Below are 22,006 nucleotides of genomic sequence, written 5' to 3'. Positions count from 1 at the left end.
AAATTATACCTACTTTCGCTACTTACTTTCTATCCATTTAAGTATATCATTCATTACTTCTTCTTTATTTAATTCATGTAATAATTCATGTCTTGAACCATCATATATTATAACTGTAGTATTTAAACCTTCTGATTTCATAATACCATCTAATTTTTCTATACCTTTTCCAAAATTACCTAGTGGATCTTTCCCACCAGATATGAGTAATATAGGTAAATCTTGCCTAATTTTTTTAATATTTTTTCTTTTTCTAACATAATTAGTAAGTTCAAATATACCTAAACTCATATTAACAGTTGGAATAAATTGCCTATATTCATCACTTAAGACTTTTTCTACTTCTTTTTCATCTCTACTTAACCAATCTCCTTTAGTTTTAGTACTGCTCCCTAGCATTTTATTTAATTTTTCTGTTGTAAGTAAGTTTAAAAACTTACTTCTATAATTTCCACCTTTAAAAATTTTAACAATTTTACCAAGAACTACATATCCATTCTTATTTAAAAATTTAGCAAACTCATCATAATTTTCTATATATTCAAGCATTCCATGTACTATCTGTACTACTCCTTTTGGATTTTCTATGCTCCATTGCATTGTATGAATACTATCTTCTCCATAAAAATATTCTTTTTTCATCTTACTTCCTTTCATTTTATGTTATAATAATATAAACTAAACTAAGGTGGTATTATGAATAAAAAAATAGAAAAAATTTTTGAAGAAATAAAAAATGATATAGAAAATAAGGAATTCACAGATAAAGGTATAGATCCTCTATTTTCTGCTCCTTATAATGCAAAAATAGTAATTGTTGGACAAGCTCCTGGTATAAAAGCACAAGAAAGAAGAATATATTGGAAAGATAAAAGTGGTGATAAATTAAGACTATGGATGGATATAGATGAACAAACTTTTTATTCAACTGATAAAATAGCTATAATACCTATGGATTTTTACTATCCAGGTCGTGGTAAAGGTGGAGATCTTCCTCCAAGAAAAGATTTTGCTGCTAAATGGCATCCTAAAATCTTAAAAGAATTACCAAATGTAGAACTATTTATACTAGTTGGTAAATATGCTCAAGATTATTATTTAAAAAATATATCTAAAGAAAATTTAACACTAACTGTTAAATCATTTAAAGAATATTTACCTAAATATTTTCCTATAGTTCATCCATCACCTTTAAATATTGGATGGCTTAAAAAGAACCCTTGGTTTGAACAAAATGTTCTACCAATATTAAAAGAAAGCGTTAAAAAGGCTATGAAGTAGTAAATACCTTACTACTTCTTATTCTATATTATATAAATATAGTCCATTACCATCTGCAACAAACTTTTTAATATCTGGATCTGGATTTTCAAAATTTTCTTTTATATACCTTATATCTATTTTACCCTCATATATTGCAAGTGTAGTTCCTATTATTATTCTAACCATAGTTTTTAAAAAACTATTACCTTTTATATACACGTATACTCTTCCATTTTTTTCTATTGCATAACATTCATATATACATCTTACCGGATTTTTATTAGCTTTATTATCCTTTTTAGAAAAACTTGAAAAATCATGTTCTCCTTCAAATTCCTTTAATATCTTATTAAATTTTTCCACTTCTATATCATATTCTATTCCTGATATATATTTAGTTTCAAAGGGATTTATCCTTACTCTATTATCCAAAATATATTCATAAACACGTATATTTGTGTCATATCTTGAGTTATATTCTAAATCTACATATGAAATATCTATTATTTTTATTTCATAATCTGAATATTTTTCTATTTTTTTCTTCATAATATCAAAAGGTATATCTCTTTTAATTAAGAAATTAGAAACCTGCATTTTTGCGTGTACTCCTCTATCTGTTCTACCTGAACTAATCATATTAACTTCTACATTAAAAGAATTCTTTAATATATTTTCTATAGTACCTTGTACAGTTTTCTTCTCTTTTTGTCTTTGAGATCCATAAAAACAACTTCCATCATATTGATAAACTATTTTAATATTTTTCATCTAATACTCCAAAACTTCTTTAATACCTTTTTTAATAAAATATTTTTCTTTTGCTAAATCAAATAAAGGTTTATCTGACATACTATCCGAGTAGAACTTAATGATTTCAAAATTTTCTAAATATTCTTGAAGCCTATAAACCTTTTCTACACCCTTACAATTACTACCTTCTATTTTACTAATGAAATTATCTTTTTGTTTTACAAACTCTGTAGCTATTAATTTATCAAATCCTAGCTCCTTAGATATTTCTTCTAAAAAAATACTTGGAGTTGCTGATATTAATATCAACTCATCTGATTCTAATTTATTTACCTTTATTTCATCACTAATCCAAGAAAATATTTTTTTATTATTTTGTTTCCAAAATTCTCTTATTTCATTTTTTAATAATTCCATATCTATATTATCTAATATCTTAAAAAATATTTCTTTTGATCTTTTTAAATTTTTATTATAATAAAATAAGGATTTTATAACATATGGAAGACGTTTAATATATTTTTTATTTCTTTTCAAAAAAAATCTCATAAAATCTGTAGATGTTTCTCCACCATAAATTGTTTTATCAAAATCATATACTACTATTTTTTTCAAAATATATCCTTTCTAGTCTTTCTAATTCATCTTCTATTGTAGAAAAACTATTTTCTTTTAATTTTTTCTCTATAACAGACCTTTCTAAATTTTTAGAAAATATCTCTCTTGTATTTTCATCTAAAACTAATATTTCACTAACACAAAGTCTTATACTTTTACTATCAATTCTTACTAATCTTTGAGAAATTATACCTATTAAACAATCTAATATCAAATATTTAGGAATCTTCATATCTATTAGTCTTGTAAATGTAGATACAGAATTGTTAGTATGTAATGTAGCCAAAACTAAATGTCCTGTTAGAGCTGCACGTATTGCAATTTCTGCAGTTATTTCATCTCTTATTTCACTTATTACTATAATATCTGGATCTGATCTTAATGTTGTCCTTAATACTTTTTCAAATGTAAGTCCTATTTCTTCTTTTATCTGTATTTGTACTATACCTTCAACCTTATTTTCAACTGGATCTTCTATACTTATTATCTTCTTATCTCCACTATTTAAATAATTTACTAAGGATAATAAAGTTGTTGATTTTCCACTACCTGTAGGCCCTGTAACAAGTATAAGTCCATACATTTTAGATAACATATATTTGATCTTTTCTATCTTATCATCATTAAATCCTAATCCTTTAAAACTAATATCATTAAGAGTAGTATTTAATATTCTAAGAACTATATTTTCTCCATATATAGTAGGTAAAGTAGCCATTCTAATATCATATTTATTTTTATCATATATATATGAAAAAGATCCATCTTGTGGCAATCTTTTTTCTGCTACATTTAATCTAGACATAACTTTAAATCTTGCAATTAATTCTGAAGGTAAAATATTAGAAATATTAATTTTTTCTAATATTCCATTTATTCTATATTCTAGACTTACTTCTTTATTTATTTCCCTTATGTGTATATCAGATGCTTTATTTTCAATACCGTATTTTATTATATCTTCTGATAATTTTATAATATTTGTAGACAAAAAACAACTACTTTTTAAAGTAGTTGCATCTTTATTATTTATTTGCATTATTTTAACTCCCCCTTTAGATTAATCTACTTTAAATCCTCTAATAATGCTTCTGTTTGTTTTTGCATTGTTGAAAACATCATTTTTTTAGCAAAATTATACCATTTTAATTTTGATTTCTCAACTTCTAATCCTTTAACAACATCTTTCATTTGTCTTACTAATAAATCTTGTTCATCAAATGAAACTAAAAGTTTTTTTTCTTTTGGCCATTTTTCTTTCTTACCTATTTGTAAAGATTTTTCTACATAGTTAAAGAAAGAAAATAGGTTAGGTAATTGATTTTGATAAATTTTCATTTGTTTTTTCATTTCACCTATCATTTGTAACAAATACTTTTGTGAACTTTTAGATAATGTTAACTCTTTTTTTCTTTTAGCTTTACCTATTCTTTGTAATATAGATACCATACTTGCTTGATTTTTTGCATTTATCATATCCATATCTGTAATATTATTAGGATTTACTACTCTATTTTTCAAAGGTTTCCTCCTTAATTTTCTCTATATTATCTATTTTAAAATTTCCTTTTCTAACTTCAAATATCTCATTTTCTATTATCTTATATATACTTGAAGATGTACCACTTAACCCATTGTCGTTTTTAATAACTATATCAACATTATTAATTATTTGAGAAGAAATATCTTCAAATCTTATAGCTGCATTTTCACCACTTAGGTTAGCACTACTAGTCATAAGTATTCCACCTGCATCTTCTATTATTTTAAGTGCAATATCATTTGATGGCATTCTTACACCTATATCATCACTATACCCTAATTTTTCTAAAAAATCTACATTAGCTTTAGAAATTATGGTTAGTTCTCCAGGAAAACACTTATCTATTATATTATATACCAAAATATTTTCTTCTAATATTTCATAAGCTTTTTCCTTACTTGAAACTAATGCTACTATTTTTTTATTTCTATCTCTTTTTTTTATTTCATACAATTTATTTAATGCTTCTTTATTTGGTTTTACACCTATTCCATAAACTGTATCTGTAGGAAATAGAATAACATCTGTTTCATTTATCATTGTAAACCTTCAGACATATCTAAATTGTGTGGCATTTCAAATAAGTCACTTATTGGTTCTTCAACGAATATTCTATTTATTGTTTCAGCAAACATAGACGCTGTTGAAACTACTACTAATTTTTCAAATTTTTTACTTTCTGGTAATTGAATAGTATCTGTAACAACTACTTTATTAAACGCTGAATTTCTAAGTCTTTCTATTGCTTGACCTGAGAATATTGGATGAACTGCACAACCTACTACTTCTTTTGCTCCAGCTTTCATTATTGCTTCAGCTGCATTACAAATAGTTCCTGCAGTATCAATTATATCATCTATTAAAATAGCTTTTTTACCTTTAACTTCTCCTATTATATTCATAACTTCTGAAACATTTGCTTTTTCTCTTCTTTTATCTATAATAGCAAGAGGCATTCCTAACCATCTAGCAAGAGATCTTGCTCTTTTTACTCCACCTACATCTGGAGAAACTATAACTGAATCTTCAGCTGTAAATCCTGCATCAAAGAAATACTTTGCAAATAAAGGAAGTGCTTCCATATGATCTACAGGTATATCAAAGAATCCTTGTATTTGTCTTGCATGTAAATCCATAGTAACTACTCTTGTAGCTCCTGCAACTGTTAATAAGTTTGCAACTAATTTAGATGTAATCGGCTCTCTTGGATAAGCTTTTCTATCTTGTCTTGCATATCCATAATATGGTATTACAGCTATTATCTCAGCAGCAGATGCTCTTTTTAAAGAGTCAATAAACACTAATAACTCCATTAAACTTTCATTTACTGGTTCTGAAGTTGATTGAATAACAAATACTTTACATCCTCTAACTGTCTCATTTGATTTTGCAAAAGTTTCACCATCTGAGAATTTAACTATATTTCTATCTCCCAGTTTAACACCTAGTTTATCTGCAACTTTTTGTGCAAGTTTAGCACTAGAAGTTCCAGCAAAAACTTTTATTTCATGATTATTATACATCAAGATCCCACACTTTCTTTTATTTATTTTCTTTATTAACTTGTTTAGCTCTTCCAAATACTATATTACCATCAGGAACATCTTTAGTTATAACTGAACCGGCTGCAGTTAAAACATTATCTCCTATTTTTACAGGTGATACTATTATGCTATTACTTCCTATAAATGCATTTTCTCCTATAGTTGTTTTATGCTTATTTTTACCATCATAATTACAAGTTATAGTTCCTGCACCTATATTAGTATCTTTACCTATTTCACTATCTCCTATGTATGTTAAATGACCACATTTAACACCTTCGTGTAAAGTAGATTTTTTTATTTCAACAAAATTCCCTACTTTAGAATTTTTCTTAAGCAATGCAGCTGGTCTAAGATGTGCAAAAGGTCCTATTGAAACATTATCTTCAACTTTAGATTTTTCTATAACACTTAATTCTATTGTTACATTATCACCTATTATAGATCCTTCTATTCTTGTCCCTGAATATATATTACAATTAGAACCTATAATTGTTCCTTTTTGTATATATACATTTGGATAAATTACTGTATCAATACCAATTTTTACATCTTCTTCTATATATGTAGTACTTGGGTCTATAAGAATTACACCATCTCTCATTAATTCTTTATTTTTTCTATCTCTTAATATACGTGATGCTTCTGCTAATTGTTCTTTTGAATTAACTCCTAACATTTCATCCTTATCTAAAAGTAAAATGCTATCTACTTTATAGCCCTCATTTACCATCAACTTAACAGCATCAGTTAAAAAATACTCTCCTTTAGAATTGTTATTATCAAACTTATCTATAATACTCATTAATGCTTCATATTTAAACATATATATTCCCACATTAATTTCATTTATTTGTTTTTCTTCTAAACTTGCTTCACTTTCTTCTCTTATATCTACTACCTTATTATCTCTTTTTATTATTCTACCATAACCAGTAGGATCAGAAAGTAAACAAGAAAGTATAAGTCCATCTAAGTTTTCATCATATAACTTAGATTTCATATTATTAATAGTTTCAACTGTTAATAAAGGACCATCACCATTACAGATAAGAACATCATCACCATATTCTTTTATTTTATCTTTAGATATCATAATTGCATGAGCTGTACCTAGTTGTTCTTTTTGTTCAATATATTCAACATCAGGTAATTCTTCTATTATTTGTTCTTTTAAATATCCTAAAATTAATATATTTTTAGAAATATCTGATTCTTTTAAAACATTATTAACTTTAGTTACCATAGGAATTCCATTTACTCTATGCATAAGTTTAGATATATTTGATTTCATTCTTGTACCTTTACCTGCCGCTAAGACTAGTGAAATCACAAAACCACCTACTTTTTTTCATTCTTATATTAATTATATCACTTTTAAGTGTCTTTTTCAATATTGCATTTAAATGCATTTCGTGATAATATTGTAGATATTAAACATCTTTGGAGGTATTATATGAATTCAAAATTTGAAGGAAGCTACATAAATTATTTTATAATTTCTATACTTAACACTATCTTATGTACTATAACTTTTGGAATTGCAACTCCTTGGGCTATTTGTAATCTTGAAAGATGGAAGATAAATAACTCTATAGTTGATGGCAAAAGAATGTATTTTGATGGTACTGGTTCTAAACTTTTTGGTAAATTTATTATATGGTACATTTTAATATTAATTACTTTAGGATTCTACAGCTTTATTTTCTTTGTAAAATTACAGCAATGGAAAGTAGAACACACTCATTTTGTTGAATAATCTATATCTCTATTAGGTGGTGCTAATATATTTTCAAAATTTGAAGGAAGTTATACAAACTATTCTATAGTTGATGGTAAAAGAATGTATTTTGATGATACTGGTTCTGAACTTTTTTAAAATGTTTATTATGGTTACTAATAATCATATTAACATATATTTTTGAAATCTTAATTGTATATGTATTATTCCAAAAATGAAAGGTTAAACACACACATTTTCTTGAAGAAAGTACTGTATTGATATATAAATAGGCGTTTAGAGTATTTACTCTTAACGCCCATTTTTATTAATGTTCGTGACCGCAACCACAACTATCACAATTATGATCAACTATATCACATTTAATTTTTGTTTTAATATAATGCATTATCATGTCTTTACTTGGAACACCTTCTGTTATTAAAAAATATGTTTTTTCCCAAAGCGCTCCATCATGTAATAACTCTTCAACATTACTAAATTCTTTCTTTATTAATCTTGAAGTCGAACTCTTATATGCGTTTATAAACTTAGATATTTCACTTTTAGGATGTGCCTTAAATTTAATATGAATATGATCTAATTCATAACTATAATCATATAGCTCTATAAGATAAGATTTTGAAATTTGTTCAAACTTATCTATAGCATATTTAACAATTTCCTCATTAAAAATTGGTGTTCTATTCTTAGTAACTAATACTAATTGATAATAAAGTGCAAAAACAGAATGATTATTTCCATATATTTCCATATCAATTTTCCTTTACTAGTAATGTTTTCAATAATTTTTGGTTATCAAAGGCATATGCTCCACCTATTGCTACTGAATCTAGTGGATTTTCTGGTACTATTACCGGTATTTTAACACTTTCAGATATTAATTTATCAAAATTTTTAATTAAGGCTCCTCCACCAGTTAAAACTATACCATTATCTAATATATCTGATGCAAGTTCTGGAGGACACTTACCTAATACTTCCTTAACTGCTGAAATTATTTCTTGTAAAGAACCTATTATTGCCTCTTGAACTTGATTAGATGATATTTCTAATTCCTTTGGACTCTTCGTATTAATATCTAATCCTTTTATTACAATTTTTTCATTTTCACTTTCAGGTACAGTTATAGCTGTCGAAAGTGTTTTCTTTATTTTTTCTGCAGTTCTGTCCCCTATATTTATATTAAGTCTTTCCTTAACATACTTAACTATATCTTCATCTAGCTTATTACCAGCTATTCTAACAGATTTTGAAACAACTATTTCATCAAGTGAAAGTATAGCAATATCTGTTGATCCTCCACCTATATCTATTACTATATTACCATTAGGATGTGAAATATCTACACCCGTTCCCATTACTGCTGCACGACCTTCTTCTATAAGATAAATAGACTTTGCAATTTCGACTGCATTAAATAAGGCTCTTTTTTCAACAGTAGTTACCTCTATGGGAACACAAATTATTACTTCAGGTTTAAAAGGTGATACCCCATAAACTTTTTTCATGAATAAACTTAGCATTTCACGTGTAGAATCTAGATCAGAAATTACACCATCTTTTAAAGGCTTTATTACATCTATACTATTAGGATTTTTCCCTAGCATTTCACGTGCTTCATGTCCAACAGCAACAATTTTTTGTGTTTTCTTATCTCTAACTATAACTGAAGGTTCATTTAAAACTATCTTTTTTCTTTGTTTATCAAAAAATAAGACATTAGATGTTCCTAAATCTATAGATATCTGTTTTTTTACTCTTAAAAAATTAAAAAAACGATTAAACATAACTATATACTCAACAATTCTTTTTCTTTTTTAGCAAATAATTCATCTATTGCTGTTATACATTTATCAGTTAATTTTTGAATTTTTTCTTCTGCAGATTTTAATTCATCTTCTGTTATTTCAGAATCTTTTTCCATTTTTCTTACTTTATTATTATAGTCTTTTCTAACATTTCTTGCTGCAACTCTTCCTTCTTCAGCTTCTTTTTTTACAAGTTTTACATATTCTTTTCTTCTATCTTCAGTAAGTTCAGGTACAACAAGTCTAATAATTCTACCATCATTTGATGGATTAAATCCAATATTTGCTGCAAGTATCGCTTTTTCTATAGTTGGTATTAAAGATTTATCCCAAGGATCTACCACTAATAATCTAGCTTCTGGCGCTGATACTGTTCCCACTTGATTTAATGGAGACATTTGACCATAATAATCAACTGTAATTCCATCTAACATAGAAACATTTGCACGTCCTGCTCTAACATGAGAAAAATGTGTTTTTGTACTTTCTATTGTTTTTTCCATTTTTTCTTCAACTTCTAATAAAAGTTCATCTAACATTAATATATCATCCTTTCTAATCATTTGAAACTAAAGTTCCAATATTTTCACCTTTAACAAATCTTAACATATTTCCGTCTTCTAATGCATTAAATACAATTATAGGCATATTATTTTCTCTACATAACGAAAGTGCAGTAGCATCCATAATTTTTAAATTTTTAGTTAATGCTTCTGTAAATGATACCTTTTCATATTTAACAGCATCATCAAACTTATTAGGATCTTTATCATACACTCCATCAACATTAGTTCCTTTTGCAAGTATATCTGCATTTATTTCTATAGATCTTAATGCTCCACCTGAATCAGTTGTAAAGTAAGGATTTCCAACACCTGCTGCAAATATTACTACTCTTCCTTTTTCTAAGTGTCTTATAGCACGTCTTCTAATATATGGTTCTGCAACTTGAGGCATATTTATCGCTGTTAAAACTCTAGTTGGTACACCACCAATTTTTTCTATAGTATTTTGAAGGGCTAATGCATTCATTACAGTAGCAAGCATTCCCATAGTATCACCTGTTGATCTATCCATACCTGCTTCTTCTGCAAATTTACCTCTCATTATATTTCCCCCACCTATAACTATTGCAAGTTCTGCTCCAGCCTCATGAATTTGCTTTATTTGTCTTGCAAAGCTATTTAAAACTTCATCTGAATAACCAAATTCCTTATCTCCTGCAAGAGCTTCTCCACTTAACTTTAATAATATTCTTTTATACTTTAACATAAAAATTCCTCCAGGTATATTAAGAAAGAGTTTAATACCTTAAACTCTTTCTTCTCTATATTATTTTTTATTTGTTTGAACTTGCTATTTGTGCTGCAACTTCAGCTGCGAAATCTGTTTCTTCTTTTTCAATACCTTCTCCAACTTTAAATCTGAAGAATGCTTTTACTTCAGCAGGTTTCATGAATTCTTGAATTGATACTTTATCATCTCTAACATATTTTTGTTCTAATAATGCATTTTCTTCATAGAATCTTCTCATTTTACCTTCTAAGATTTTTTCTATTATAGCTTCAGGTTTACCTTCTTCTAATAATTGAACTCTTGCAATTTCTCTTTCTCTTTCTAAGTCTTCAGTAGTTACTTCATCTCTATGTAGGTAAGCTGGATCCATAGCTGCTATATGCATAGCAACACCTTTTGCTTTTTCAACATTTTCAGGAGTATTTTCACCTTTAATATCTACTAAAACTCCAATTTTTCCACCTAAGTGAATGTAGTTTACTACAAATCCTTCACTTTCTACTAAAGCTATTCTTCTTATATTTAAGTTTTCTCCAATTTTTGCAATTAATTCTGTTAAAGCAGCTTCAACTGTTTGTCCATCAATTTGTAGAGCTTTTAATTCTTCAACAGTTTTAACTTTATTATCTAAAGCTAATTCAACTAATTTATTTCCAAAGTTTTTGAAATCATCATTTTTTGCAACGAAATCTGTTTCAGAGTTAAATTCAATAATAACTCCTACATTTCCATGTTCTCCACCGAATACTAATCCTTCTGCTGCTACTCTTCCTGATTTTTTAGCTGCTTTAGCTATACCTTTTTCTCTTAACCAGTCAATTGCCTTTTCTATATCTAACTCAACAGCTTCTAATGCTTTTTTACAATCAAGCATTCCAGCTCCAGTTCTTTCTCTTAATTCTTTAATTAATGCTGATATTGATGACATATCTGTCCCTCCTATTTATTGTCTTATTCTAATTCTTCTTTTTCAACTACGAAGTTTTCATCTATTACTTCAGCAGTTTCAAGTTCTGTTGGAACGTAATCTTCTTCAACTCCACCATTAGCTTCAACAACTGCATTTGAAATTACTCTTGCAAATAATTTAATTGATCTTATAGCATCATCATTTGCAGGTATTCTGTAAGTTACTAAGTCTGGGTCAACATTTGAATCTATTAAAGCTATTACAGGTATTCCAAGTTTAGCTGCTTCTTCTAATGCTAAGAATTCTTTTTTAATATCTACTACGAATAATGCTGCAGGTAATTTATCCATACCTTTAATTCCACCAACATTTTTTTGTAATTTAACCATTTCTTTTCTTAATAAAGCTGCTTCTTTTTTAGTGTATGCTTGATCTAAAGTCCCATCTGCATCCATTTCTTCTAATTCTTTTAATTTAGCAACTCTTTTTTTGATAGTTTCAAGGTTAGTTAATAATCCTCCTAACCATCTTTCGTTAACGTAGAATCCTCCACTTCTTTCAGCTTCTTCTTTTACTGCTTCTTGAGCTTGTTTTTTAGTCCCTACGAATAAGATTTTTCCACCTTCACTTGCGATTTCTCTAACAAATTCGTATGCTCTTTCTGTTGAAGATAAAGTTTGTTGTAAGTCTAAAATGTGTAAACCATTTCTTTCTGCATAAATATATGGTTTCATTTTAGGGTTCCATCTTTTTGCTTGATGCCCAAAGTGAGCTCCTACTTCTAAAAGTTCTTTCATTGAAATTACTGACATTTTTTGTCCTCCTTAAATTTTTTGGTTTTACTTCCACCTATGTCCATTTGCAAATCTATATTTATAGCACCATACAAACAGAAAAAACAAGGTGTGTTAATTTCCTATAATATATTACACTAAAAGACTGTATTTGTCAAGGTTTTTAAACTAAAAAGAACATACAAAAATATCTTGTATGTCCTAATTTATATTATATTAATCTAATGTTGGTAAAGTTACTGTATACTCAGGATTATTATTACTATTTTCTTCTGGTTTTACATATTCTCTATTTGATACAACATTTGATAATGGTTTTACGTCATCTTCAAATCCTGTAGCAACTACTGTAACTTTAGTATCAGTACTTGTTTCATCAAACATTACTCCAAGCATTACATCTAAATCATCATTTTCTGAGAATTTAATTACTTCATCAACTATTTCTTCAAATTCAACAAATTCTGCATCTGCAGGTAAAGTAATATTAATTAATGCTTTCTTAGCACCTTTTAAGCTTCTATCAAGAAGTGGATTTTCAACAGCGTATTTAACTGCTAAGATTACATCTTCTCCTTCTTTAGCTTCTCCTAAACCTATTACTGCATCTCCTGCATTTTCCATTACTGTTTTAACGTCAGCAAAATCTATATTAATCATTCCTTCTTTAGTTATGATATCTACTATACCTTTAACCGCTCTGTATAAAACATCATTTGGTGCATGGAAAACATTTCTTGCTTTCATACCTTCAGCATTATAGTTTTTTAATCTGTCATTAGGTATAACTATTAAAGTATCTACATATTTTCTTAATTCATTAATACCATATTCAGCATTTCTTCTTCTTGATGGTCCTTCAAATTTAAATGGCATAGTTACTATACCTATAGTTAAAATTTCTAATTCTTTAGTAACTTCAGCTACAACAGGTGATGCTCCAGTTCCTGTTCCTCCACCCATTCCAGCAGTTATAAATACCATGTCTTGATTAGCTAATTGTTTTTTAATTTCATTTCTCATTTCATTAGCATATTCTTTTGCTATTTCAGGTTTTCCTCCAGCTCCTAATTCTGCTAAAGGTATTTTAATATCAGCATTTTTACCATCTAAATCTTGGTGATCTGTATTAACAGCTATATATCTAACTCCTGTAATATTTTTTTCTTTCATGAAGTTAACGGCGTTTCCACCACCTCCACCTACTCCAACTATACTAATTTTAGCTCCTTTTATTTCATTATTACTATTGTAGTTTGCACTACTATACATATTATTCATTCCATAATTATTTTCCATACTTCCTCCTGATTACTTAACTATTATATCCTTAAATCTTAAATCAATATATTCAATATCTTTATTAACACTTTCATCTACATATATCTTATATGCAATATTATATTTTTTCAAACTCACATTTTTATCAATATATACATTAGTTCCATCTAATAGAGTTAAAATATACATTTTATCTCCCTTATATATTTCTGAAATAGTATTGTAGAATTGTGTATCTCTTAAAGTTTTTAACATAATCTTAAATTCTTCTATTTCATCTTCCTTTGGAATATTAATTATTGGAACTCCAGTATCCTTAATTTCTTTATATAAAGCAAACAAATTAAGACCTTCGTCTACATAAAAATAATTTCCATTAGAATATACTATAGCAATAGGTTTTCTTTCCTCTATTTTAATTTTTATTGTATCCGGAAACTTTCTTGATATTTTAGCACTTTCAACTCTAATATCATCCTCAATTATACCTTCTAACCTACTTGCATTAATATAGAATAAAGAATCTCCTTTAATATTATCTAATTTTTTAACTATATCATCTTTTACAAGATTATAGTTTCCTTCGATTTGAATATTTTTAACAATAAAAAAATCACTTTCTATGAATAAAAAAGTACAATATACAAAGAGTATTAGAAAAAATAATCTAACTATATTTTTCAAAATTTTCCCCTTCCATATCAATATATTATATTAAAGTATACAATATTTAAAGGCATTTGTCTACTAAAATTATTGATATTGTAGTTTAAAATAAAAATATAATAAAAAAGTCAAAAAATATATTTATTTCATTAAAAGTTGGCATATAATTTTTTAAAAAAATTAGGTCGTAAAATCCTTATTAATAAAGTAATACAACCTATTTTCATACTAATTTTTTTCAAATTTAAATAATTTTACTATTTCCCTACACAGAATTTGGCAAATATATGATCTAGAACATCTTCACTAGTAATTTCACCTGTAATTTCAGAAAGTGAATCAAGTCCTTCTTTTAAATCTACAGATATTAAATCAAGTGGAAGACCCATATCTATAGTTTCAAATATATTTTTAATAGATTCTTTTGTCTTTTCAAGAGCAGTTTTGTGTCTAATATTTGTTAATATTAATTTTTCTGATGTATCTTCTATATCATTATCTGTAATATAGTTATATATTTTTTCTTCCATATCTTCTATACCTATATTTTTTTGAGCTGATATTTCAACAACATTTTCTAAATTATATTTACTTATATCTAACTTTCTTTCTAAATCTATTTTATTTAATAACACTATTACTTGTTTACCTAGTGCCTTTATTTTTTCAATAACCTTACTATCTTCTTCATCAAGAGTTCTTGAACTATCAAGTACAAGTAAAACAAGATCAGCCACTTCAATTAATTCTAAAGATTTTTGTACCCCTATATTTTCAACTATATCTTCTGTTTCTCTAATACCAGCAGTATCAACTAATACCAAAGGTATTCCTTTAATATTTATTATTTCTTCAATAATATCACGTGTAGTTCCTGGAATATGAGTAACTATAGCTCTTTCTTCTTGAAGTAAAGTATTTAATAATGTAGATTTACCTACATTAGGTTTACCCACTATTACTGTTTTTATCCCTTCTTTTATCTTTTTACCTTTATCATAAGAATTAATTAAAACATCTGCTTTAGAGTATACATTCTCTAATTTTTCTCTTAACTCTTTAGGAAGGGGATCATCTATTCCCTCTTCAGGATAATCCATAACTACATTTACGTGTGCTGTTATATCTAAAAATGCTTCTTTAAATTCCTTTATTTGGTCTCTTAAACTACCCTTTAGCTGATCAAGAGATAAAGAAACCGATCTTTCTGTTTTACCATGAATAATATCTATAACAGCTTCTGCTTGAGATAAATCTATTCTTCCATTCATAAAAGCACGTTTAGTAAACTCACCAATTTCAGCAAGTCTTGCTCCTTTTTTTAAGGTTACTTCAAGTATTTTTTTAGTAGTTACATATCCCCCGTGACAATTTATTTCAACTATATCTTCTGTAGTATATGATCTTGGTCCCTTCATTCTACTAACCAAAACTTCATCTATTAACTTATCTCCATCATAAATATGTCCATAATTTAATTTGTAGTTTCCTAAATCTTTACCCTCTTTAATAGGTCTAAAAATTTTATCTAATATCTCAAAGGCCTTATCTCCAGAAATTCTAACTATACCTATACCTGATTCTCCACGAGCTGTAGAGATTGCAGCTATTGTATCAAACATCAACATATTCCCTCCAAAATAAGAGCCCAGAGGGCTCTTAACTATTTTTTATTCTTCAATTTAATTATTAAACATCTTTTTGGCTCTACTCCAACACTTACTGTTTCAAGTCCAGGAATTTTACTAATTTCCTCATGAATAATTTTTCTTTCTCTTGAATTCATAGGATTTAACTTTACTTTTCTTTGTGTTTTTAAAACATTTTTAGCTGTCTTATTAGCAAGTTCTCTTAAAATTCCTTCTCTTTTTTCTTTATAATTATTAGAATCTATAAAGATCTTAACATGTTTAAATTCTTCAAGTGACATTAATAAATATTCTAATGATGAAAGTGCAATTCCTTTTTCCCCTATAATATATCTAATATCATCACCAACTAAATCTATGTTATATACATTATCTTTAACTTTAATACTTTCTATTTTAACATCTAAATTAGAAACAGCAAGAAATTCTTTAATAACAACATTTAGTCTTTCTGAAATTTTTATATTTTTTTCTACTTTATTTTCTTTATTTTCTACCTTTTTAGGCTTTTCCACCTTTTCTAAATTAACTTTAACTTCAGGCTTATTAACCTTTTCATTTATTTTTTCTTTTTTAGGAGATTTATTAGTTATTTCAGATTTTTTAACTATTTTAACTTCATACTCTCCATCTTTAAAGAAAAATAAGAATTTAAAAGGCTTACTTAATTCAACTATTTCTATAGCCTCATCTTCATTTAAAGTTAACATATTTTTTACTTTTTCTTTTAATTCTGCTTCACTTTTTGAACGTAATATTAATTTTTCCATTATTTATTTCTCCTACTAAGTACATAATATTGTTGTAGTACTGATAATACTGAGTTAGCTAAGAAATATAGGTTTAAACCTGATGGTTGTCTATAGAATATAAATAACATCATTATAGGCATAGTATACATCATAGTTTGCATAGATTGAGTTGTAGCATCTTTAGCTTCACTTCCACCAACTTGCATCATTTTTTGTTGCCATAAAGTTACTATAGCTGTAAGTATAGGTAATACATTTATAGAAATTGATCCTAATTTTATTAAAGCATCAACTTCTGATAATTTAAATCCTAAAAATGAAGCATCTATCGGTATAGCTCCATCTCTAAATGCGGAATATAGCGCAACAAATATAGGTAATTGAATTAATACGGGTAAACATCCTCCAGCAGGGTTTACTTTTTCTTGTTGATATAATTCAACTGTTTTTCTATTTAACATTTCTTTATCATTACCATATTTTTCTTTAAGTGCGTCTATTTTGGGTTGAAGTTCTTTCATTTTTAACATAGACTTTTCTTGTTTCAATGTTAAAGGTAACATTGCCAATCTAACTATACAAGTTGTAAGAATTATAGCTATTCCATAACTTCCTACCAAATTATAAATAGTATTTAATATAGCTACAGCTATATCTACTAAAAAAGGTACCTTTAAAAAACCTAACATATATCATTTTCCTTTCTACACTAAAGGGTCATAACCTCCATCATTGAAGGGATGACACTTTGATATTCTTTTTATAGCTAAATATGTTCCTTTAATTACTCCATATTTAATAACAGCTTGTTTTGAATATTCAGAACAAGTTGGATGAAATCTACATGCACGTGGAGTATATCTAGATATGTATCTTTGATACAAACTAATTAGAAATATTACTATTTTTTTCATTTCTATTTCTCCTTAATATGTTTAATAAATCCTTTTCTATATCTATGTATTTAATTTCATCAAATTTATCTTTAAATATACTTTTAATAACTAAAATATACTCAAAATTTGGTTTAAAATTTTCTAAATTTAACCTTATAGCTTCTCTCATAAGTCTTTTTGCACGAGATCTATAAACTGAGTTTCCTGCTTTTTTACTAGCAACTACACCAAATTTTTGCTCATTTGATCTATATTCAAATAACAATATATATTTACCATTTATCCTTTTTCCTCTGTTATATACTCTATTGAATTCCTTATTTTTTCTTAACTTATTCATATTTAGCTCCATCTTTTAAAAAAAACCGGTTAAATAGTACCGGTTATGCAGATAATTTAGCTCTTCCTTTTGCTCTTCTTCTACTAAGAACGTTTCTTCCACTCTTAGTTTTCATTCTTAATCTAAATCCATGATCCATTTTTCTTTTTCTCTTATTTGGTTGATATGTTCTTTTCATCTTATTTTATTTCCTTTCTTTTTTAAAACATTGTAATACATTCTCTATTTTATACCAAAACAGTATCTTTGTCAAGCATTTTTCTTTTACAAGTTATTACCAATTATATTTAAGAATAAAATCTGTTTTTATTCCTGTACTTTTATAACCATTAATATCAAAATTAATAGGCGTTGATATTTTACTATCAAAGTTCAAATTATTACTTAATCTCAAATTTAATCCTAATTTAGGTTCTAAAATAGCATCTAGTGTTTTAGCTAACTTAATTTTTCCTGAAAATTCTGGAATAATAGAAAGATCTCTATTTATCATTTGTTCATATTTAGCATTTGTCTCTACTTTAATATATTTATCAAATTTAGAATCTTTTTCAGAATAAACTCCACCTAATACTGTAACAAAATCAAATTCTCCATTTTTAATTCCTTTATATTTAGCCATTAATTTCGTTCCAAAATAATGTGTATTTATCTTTTTATTATCCATTTTTTGCTTTTGTAATTTAGCTAAATATTCTTTATAATTCTCTTTAGATTTTTCTTTATATTTATTTAATCTTTCATATTGTTCTCTTAAAGATTCTAATTGTTGTGCTTTTAATAATTCAGCCTTACTTAATTCAAGCCTATTTTCTCTTAGCTCTTTATCTTTATTTTTTAATTTTGCTAACTTATCTACAAGCACTGGTTTTTTTTCTAAAACAATTTTATGTTTTTCTTCAAGTTCTTTTTGTTTATCTTTTAATTCTTCTTGTTTTCTTTGTTTTTCAGTTTGATTAGTTTCTGACTCTATTTCAGCTTCTATTTCTTTTATTCTTTGTTTTAGACCTTCCTCTTCTTTTAACAAAGAGTCTACTTCATTAGCTAAAGTTACAATTTCTTTTGTAATAGTATTTTTTTCTTCAATAAGTATTTGTTCTATATCTTTTGTACTATGAATTTTTTTATCAAGTTCTCCCATAGATTTTGAAACAATACCTATGTTTTTTATATATTCTGATGTTAATTTTTTCACTACTAAGTTATACTCAGATAATTGTTCCCATAATGATTTATATAATTTTTTCGCTGAATCTTTTTCAATAACATTTTGATATAAAAGAGCTGCTTCTAATTCTAATCCTTCTATACCTAAATATTTACCATATAGTTCATAAGAATGAGATAATATTCCATTATTTAAAGTTTTATCTTCATTAAATAATAAATCCTTATAATCCAACTTATTGCTATTTATAGCATGATTAACAAGAATATTTGCACCTATTTCAACCTCTGGTATAGGTTTATAACTAGAACTTATTTTATGACTTAATTGTATATTCTTTTTATTATTTGGTAATTTCACATTTAAGTTATATCCTATATATTTCTCATACCCTATATTCCCCTCTAATTCAGTTTCACCTTTTGTCATATATTTTGCTTTAATATAGTTATCTATATAATTAAATTTTAAATAAATATTTGAATTATCCTTCATACTTTGTAAAATATTTCTAGATTTAGTTTCTACATCTGCCCCAATCTCCAAAACAGGAAATTTAAGATTCGTTTTTAATCCCACCTTTGATTCATTCTTCTTATTTTCAATTTCATAACTATTATTGTTATAAAACTCAAAACTCCCATTTACTTCTGCAACTGTTAAAATTTGTAACAATGAAATTGCCAATAACATTTTTCTCATAACTTCTCTCCTTATTTTAATATAATTATTTCTGTTTCTAATTGTATATTAGTTTTTTCTAACACAACTTTTTTTACATCTTCTATCAATTGTAATATGTCATTAAATGTTGCATTTCCCAAATTAGTAACAAAATTAGGATGTATAGGTGATATCTGTGCATCTCCAACCCTATATTCCTTAAGTCCACAGTCAGATATAAGCTGTGCTGCAAATGTTCCTGTCGGATTTTTAAATGTTGACCCAAGATTTGGTAAATGTAGTGGGTGCTTGTTCTTTCTTTGATTTAATTTATCTTCACTTGCTTCTTTATCAAATCCTTTTTTCAATTTAATTAAAGTAGATACAACTAGCCATTTATTTTCCTTTATTAACGTACTTCTATACTTAGATCCTAGCTCATCTTTACTTAATACCCTTATACCTACACCTGGTTCAAAAACTTCTACTTCTTCAACTACATCAAAAATTTCTGTACCATAAGCTCCAGCATTCATATTAGTAATTCCACCAAAACTTCCAGGTATACCGCTCATATTCTCTATTCCAGATAAATCTTCATCACGCATAAAATCTATGAAATCAAAAAAATCTACTCCTGCATATGCTCTTACAAAATATGTACCATTTTCAACTTTTTCTATTAATATATCTTTCATATCCTTTAAAGTAACAAATGAAATATCTAAATATGAATCAGAAATTAAAGTATTAGTTCCATTCCCTATAACAAATATCCTATTTCTTGTATTAAATACTTCTAATAATTCATTTTTATCTTCTATAAATATTAATTCCTTTGCAATACCTCCAACACGCATGTTAGAATAGTCTTTCATTGAAATATTTTCTAAAATTCTCATTTTAGCCTCCTTACAAATTCATGTGCAAAACTAGAAACACTACCTGCACCCATAAATATGTATACTTTTCCTTTTTTATCTTCTTTTAATAATTTTTCTATTAATTCCTCTTTAGAATAAACATCACAATGATTCCCTATTAAATCTGCTAATTTTTCAGAACTTACATCATATATATTTTCTTCACTTGCTGAATATATAGGTAAAAGAGATATACTATCTGCCTCTTTTAAACTATTGGCAAAGTCATTTAAAAAGAAACTTGTTCTACTGTATCTATGTGGTTCAAAAATAACATTAATTTCCTTTTTTTCATTCATTTTGGCTGCACGAATAGTTGCTAAAATTTCTGTTGGATGATGTGCATAATCATCAATAACTCTAAAGTCTTCATCATATATAACTTGATATCTTCTATTTGCTCCTCTAAAGTTTTCAATTTTATTCTTAACATCTTCCAAATCAAGTCCTTCTTCATCAGCAATAAATATAACTGCAAGAGCATTAGAAACATTATGCATTCCCGGTATTGATAATTTAAATTCTCCAAGTGATTCTCCATATTTTACTACTTCAAATATAGTTTGTGAATTTTCTGTTCTAATATTTTTAGCATATATATCAACTATATCAGCATTTTCTTCGTCAACTGAATAAAATGCTATATTATCTGAATCTAAGTTTCTAACTATTTCGTTGTCAAAACATGCAACTACAGTATCTTTAGTTTGAGAAACAAATTTTTCAAATGATTTAATAATATTTTCTAAATTACCATGAAATTCAAGATGATCTTCTTCAATATTAGTAATTATTGAATAATATGGGTGCATGTATAAAAATGAATTATCACTTTCATCTGCTTCAGCTATAAAATAGTCTGATTTACCCACTCTAGAATTTGATGCAATTTCTGGTATTATTCCACCAACTGCTATATATGGGTCTTCATTCAAAAAGGCAACTGATGCTAAAGATGAAGTTGTTGTTTTCCCATGAGTTCCGGCAACTGCTATACCTAAAGGCAATTTATCCATAATTTCAGCAAGTAATTCTCCTCTTCTCATCATCTTTATCCCTTTATTTTTTGCATACATATACTCAGGATTATTTTCCTTTATTGCCGTAGAATATACATACATATCTATCTCTTTATTACTAATATTTTCTTCTTTTTGACCTATATATACCTCTATACCTTTATTTCTTAATACAGAAGTAATATCTTTTTCTACTATATCTGATCCACAAACTGTGTAACCAAGATCTTTAAGTATTAGTGCAAGTCCACTCATACCTATTCCATTTATTCCACTGAAAAAAGCTTTTTTAGACATATAGCCTCCTCAAATATTTAATATATTTATTATACTATTTTTAATGATTTTTTTCAAATAAAAAGCAAAAAAAAAGGAA

The 22,006-nt window shown here is 26.8% G+C and carries 27 protein-coding genes; 2 read left to right on the top strand and 25 right to left on the bottom strand.

All coding sequences use genetic code 11. The features are described 5' to 3' along the window. Positions 1–18 precede the first annotated feature (18 nt). A complete protein-coding gene (locus tag AYC59_RS00135; RefSeq protein ID WP_066893925.1) occupies positions 19–642 on the bottom strand; it encodes an alpha/beta hydrolase in 624 nt (207 codons plus the stop codon). A gap of 54 nt (positions 643–696) precedes the next feature. Here AYC59_RS00135 and AYC59_RS00130 point away from each other — a divergent pair, with 54 nt between their 5' ends. Next, positions 697–1,281 (top strand): uracil-DNA glycosylase family protein, encoded by a 585-nt coding sequence (locus AYC59_RS00130; RefSeq protein WP_066893922.1) that lies wholly within the window; start codon positions 697–699, stop codon positions 1,279–1,281. 18 nt (positions 1,282–1,299) lie between these two features. Here the strand turns inward: AYC59_RS00130 and truA are convergent, their stop codons facing one another. From truA to glmU, 7 genes are read right to left on the bottom strand one after another with little or no spacing between them, the layout of a single operon-like run. Then, complete coding sequence (gene truA, locus AYC59_RS00125; protein ID WP_066893919.1) at positions 1,300–2,034, bottom strand: tRNA pseudouridine(38-40) synthase TruA; 735 nt, start codon at positions 2,032–2,034, stop codon at positions 1,300–1,302. Then, entirely contained in the window at positions 2,035–2,631 is a 597-nt protein-coding gene (locus tag AYC59_RS00120; RefSeq protein ID WP_066893916.1) for an HAD-IB family hydrolase, read from the bottom strand. Further along, on the bottom strand, positions 2,609–3,673 hold the full coding sequence (locus AYC59_RS00115) for a GspE/PulE family protein (RefSeq protein ID WP_066893913.1): 1,065 nt from the start codon (positions 3,671–3,673) through the stop codon (positions 2,609–2,611). The genes AYC59_RS00120 and AYC59_RS00115 overlap by 23 nt, the downstream gene beginning before the upstream one ends. A gap of 26 nt (positions 3,674–3,699) precedes the next feature. Beyond that, positions 3,700–4,155, bottom strand: coding sequence for a viral A-type inclusion protein (locus AYC59_RS00110; RefSeq protein ID WP_082752588.1), 456 nt, complete (start codon positions 4,153–4,155; stop codon positions 3,700–3,702). Next, complete coding sequence (locus tag AYC59_RS00105; protein WP_066893910.1) at positions 4,145–4,717, bottom strand: L-threonylcarbamoyladenylate synthase; 573 nt, start codon at positions 4,715–4,717, stop codon at positions 4,145–4,147. The genes AYC59_RS00110 and AYC59_RS00105 overlap by 11 nt, the downstream gene beginning before the upstream one ends. Then, complete coding sequence (locus tag AYC59_RS00100; RefSeq protein WP_066894050.1) at positions 4,714–5,700, bottom strand: ribose-phosphate diphosphokinase; 987 nt, start codon at positions 5,698–5,700, stop codon at positions 4,714–4,716. The genes AYC59_RS00105 and AYC59_RS00100 overlap by 4 nt, the downstream gene beginning before the upstream one ends. A 19-nt stretch (positions 5,701–5,719) precedes the next feature. After that, a complete protein-coding gene (glmU, locus tag AYC59_RS00095; protein WP_082752586.1) occupies positions 5,720–7,054 on the bottom strand; it encodes a bifunctional UDP-N-acetylglucosamine diphosphorylase/glucosamine-1-phosphate N-acetyltransferase GlmU in 1,335 nt (444 codons plus the stop codon). A gap of 123 nt (positions 7,055–7,177) precedes the next feature. On the opposite strand from glmU, the gene AYC59_RS00090 reads away from it, so the two are divergent. Continuing rightward, complete coding sequence (locus tag AYC59_RS00090) at positions 7,178–7,480, top strand: DUF6693 family protein (protein ID WP_066893907.1); 303 nt, start codon at positions 7,178–7,180, stop codon at positions 7,478–7,480. 289 nt (positions 7,481–7,769) lie between these two features. Here AYC59_RS00090 and tnpA read toward each other — a convergent pair whose 3' ends face one another. From tnpA to murC, 17 genes are all read right to left on the bottom strand, one after another. Next, positions 7,770–8,216: an IS200/IS605 family transposase gene (gene tnpA, locus AYC59_RS00085; RefSeq protein ID WP_066893904.1), complete on the bottom strand. Its 447-nt coding sequence runs from the start codon at positions 8,214–8,216 to the stop codon at positions 7,770–7,772. 1 nt (position 8,217) lies between these two features. Beyond that, entirely contained in the window at positions 8,218–9,252 is a 1,035-nt protein-coding gene (locus AYC59_RS00080) for a rod shape-determining protein (RefSeq protein WP_066893901.1), read from the bottom strand. A 2-nt stretch (positions 9,253–9,254) separates the two neighbouring features. Further along, positions 9,255–9,812: a ribosome recycling factor gene (gene frr, locus AYC59_RS00075; RefSeq protein WP_066894044.1), complete on the bottom strand. Its 558-nt coding sequence runs from the start codon at positions 9,810–9,812 to the stop codon at positions 9,255–9,257. Positions 9,813–9,828: 16 nt separating this feature from the next. After that, positions 9,829–10,545 (bottom strand): UMP kinase, encoded by a 717-nt coding sequence (pyrH, locus tag AYC59_RS00070; protein WP_066893898.1) that lies wholly within the window; start codon positions 10,543–10,545, stop codon positions 9,829–9,831. A gap of 67 nt (positions 10,546–10,612) precedes the next feature. After that, positions 10,613–11,497 carry a translation elongation factor Ts gene (tsf, locus tag AYC59_RS00065; RefSeq protein ID WP_066893895.1) on the bottom strand — a complete coding sequence of 295 codons (885 nt, stop codon included), beginning with the start codon at positions 11,495–11,497 and terminating at the stop codon, positions 10,613–10,615. 23 nt (positions 11,498–11,520) lie between these two features. Next, a complete protein-coding gene (rpsB, locus tag AYC59_RS00060) occupies positions 11,521–12,291 on the bottom strand; it encodes a 30S ribosomal protein S2 (protein WP_066893892.1) in 771 nt (256 codons plus the stop codon). Between the two features lie 198 nt (positions 12,292–12,489). Continuing rightward, the gene (gene ftsZ, locus AYC59_RS00055; protein WP_066893890.1) at positions 12,490–13,572 is read right to left on the bottom strand and encodes a cell division protein FtsZ; all 1,083 of its coding nucleotides are present in this window, start codon (positions 13,570–13,572) and stop codon (positions 12,490–12,492) included. 12 nt (positions 13,573–13,584) lie between these two features. Continuing rightward, on the bottom strand, positions 13,585–14,238 hold the full coding sequence (locus AYC59_RS00050) for a cell division protein FtsQ/DivIB (RefSeq protein WP_066893887.1): 654 nt from the start codon (positions 14,236–14,238) through the stop codon (positions 13,585–13,587). Positions 14,239–14,477: 239 nt separating this feature from the next. Then, on the bottom strand, positions 14,478–15,845 hold the full coding sequence (gene mnmE / locus AYC59_RS00045; protein WP_066894041.1) for a tRNA uridine-5-carboxymethylaminomethyl(34) synthesis GTPase MnmE: 1,368 nt from the start codon (positions 15,843–15,845) through the stop codon (positions 14,478–14,480). Positions 15,846–15,883: 38 nt separating this feature from the next. Beyond that, positions 15,884–16,639, bottom strand: coding sequence for a Jag family protein (locus tag AYC59_RS00040; protein ID WP_066893884.1), 756 nt, complete (start codon positions 16,637–16,639; stop codon positions 15,884–15,886). After that, positions 16,639–17,310: a YidC/Oxa1 family membrane protein insertase gene (locus AYC59_RS00035; protein WP_066893881.1), complete on the bottom strand. Its 672-nt coding sequence runs from the start codon at positions 17,308–17,310 to the stop codon at positions 16,639–16,641. The genes AYC59_RS00040 and AYC59_RS00035 overlap by 1 nt, the downstream gene beginning before the upstream one ends. A gap of 15 nt (positions 17,311–17,325) precedes the next feature. Further along, positions 17,326–17,535 carry a membrane protein insertion efficiency factor YidD gene (gene yidD / locus AYC59_RS00030; protein ID WP_066893878.1) on the bottom strand — a complete coding sequence of 70 codons (210 nt, stop codon included), beginning with the start codon at positions 17,533–17,535 and terminating at the stop codon, positions 17,326–17,328. After that, positions 17,507–17,857: a ribonuclease P protein component gene (gene rnpA / locus AYC59_RS00025; protein ID WP_066893875.1), complete on the bottom strand. Its 351-nt coding sequence runs from the start codon at positions 17,855–17,857 to the stop codon at positions 17,507–17,509. The genes yidD and rnpA overlap by 29 nt, the downstream gene beginning before the upstream one ends. Before the next feature lie 43 nt (positions 17,858–17,900). After that, positions 17,901–18,035 (bottom strand): 50S ribosomal protein L34, encoded by a 135-nt coding sequence (gene rpmH, locus AYC59_RS00020; protein WP_066893872.1) that lies wholly within the window; start codon positions 18,033–18,035, stop codon positions 17,901–17,903. Between the two features lie 96 nt (positions 18,036–18,131). Next, positions 18,132–19,727 (bottom strand): hypothetical protein, encoded by a 1,596-nt coding sequence (locus tag AYC59_RS00015; protein ID WP_066893869.1) that lies wholly within the window; start codon positions 19,725–19,727, stop codon positions 18,132–18,134. A gap of 11 nt (positions 19,728–19,738) precedes the next feature. Beyond that, positions 19,739–20,590 carry a UDP-N-acetylmuramate dehydrogenase gene (gene murB, locus AYC59_RS00010; RefSeq protein ID WP_066893866.1) on the bottom strand — a complete coding sequence of 284 codons (852 nt, stop codon included), beginning with the start codon at positions 20,588–20,590 and terminating at the stop codon, positions 19,739–19,741. Next, on the bottom strand, positions 20,587–21,927 hold the full coding sequence (gene murC, locus AYC59_RS00005; protein WP_066893863.1) for a UDP-N-acetylmuramate--L-alanine ligase: 1,341 nt from the start codon (positions 21,925–21,927) through the stop codon (positions 20,587–20,589). Before murC ends, murB begins: the two co-directional genes overlap by 4 nt. Between the last annotated feature and the right edge of the window lie 79 nt (positions 21,928–22,006).

The sequence above is a fragment of the Pseudostreptobacillus hongkongensis genome (genome assembly GCF_001559795.1).
In the GTDB taxonomy this organism is placed as follows: Bacteria; Fusobacteriota; Fusobacteriia; order Fusobacteriales; family Leptotrichiaceae; genus Pseudostreptobacillus; species Pseudostreptobacillus hongkongensis.
This window is presented reverse-complemented; position numbering and strand designations above follow the sequence as displayed.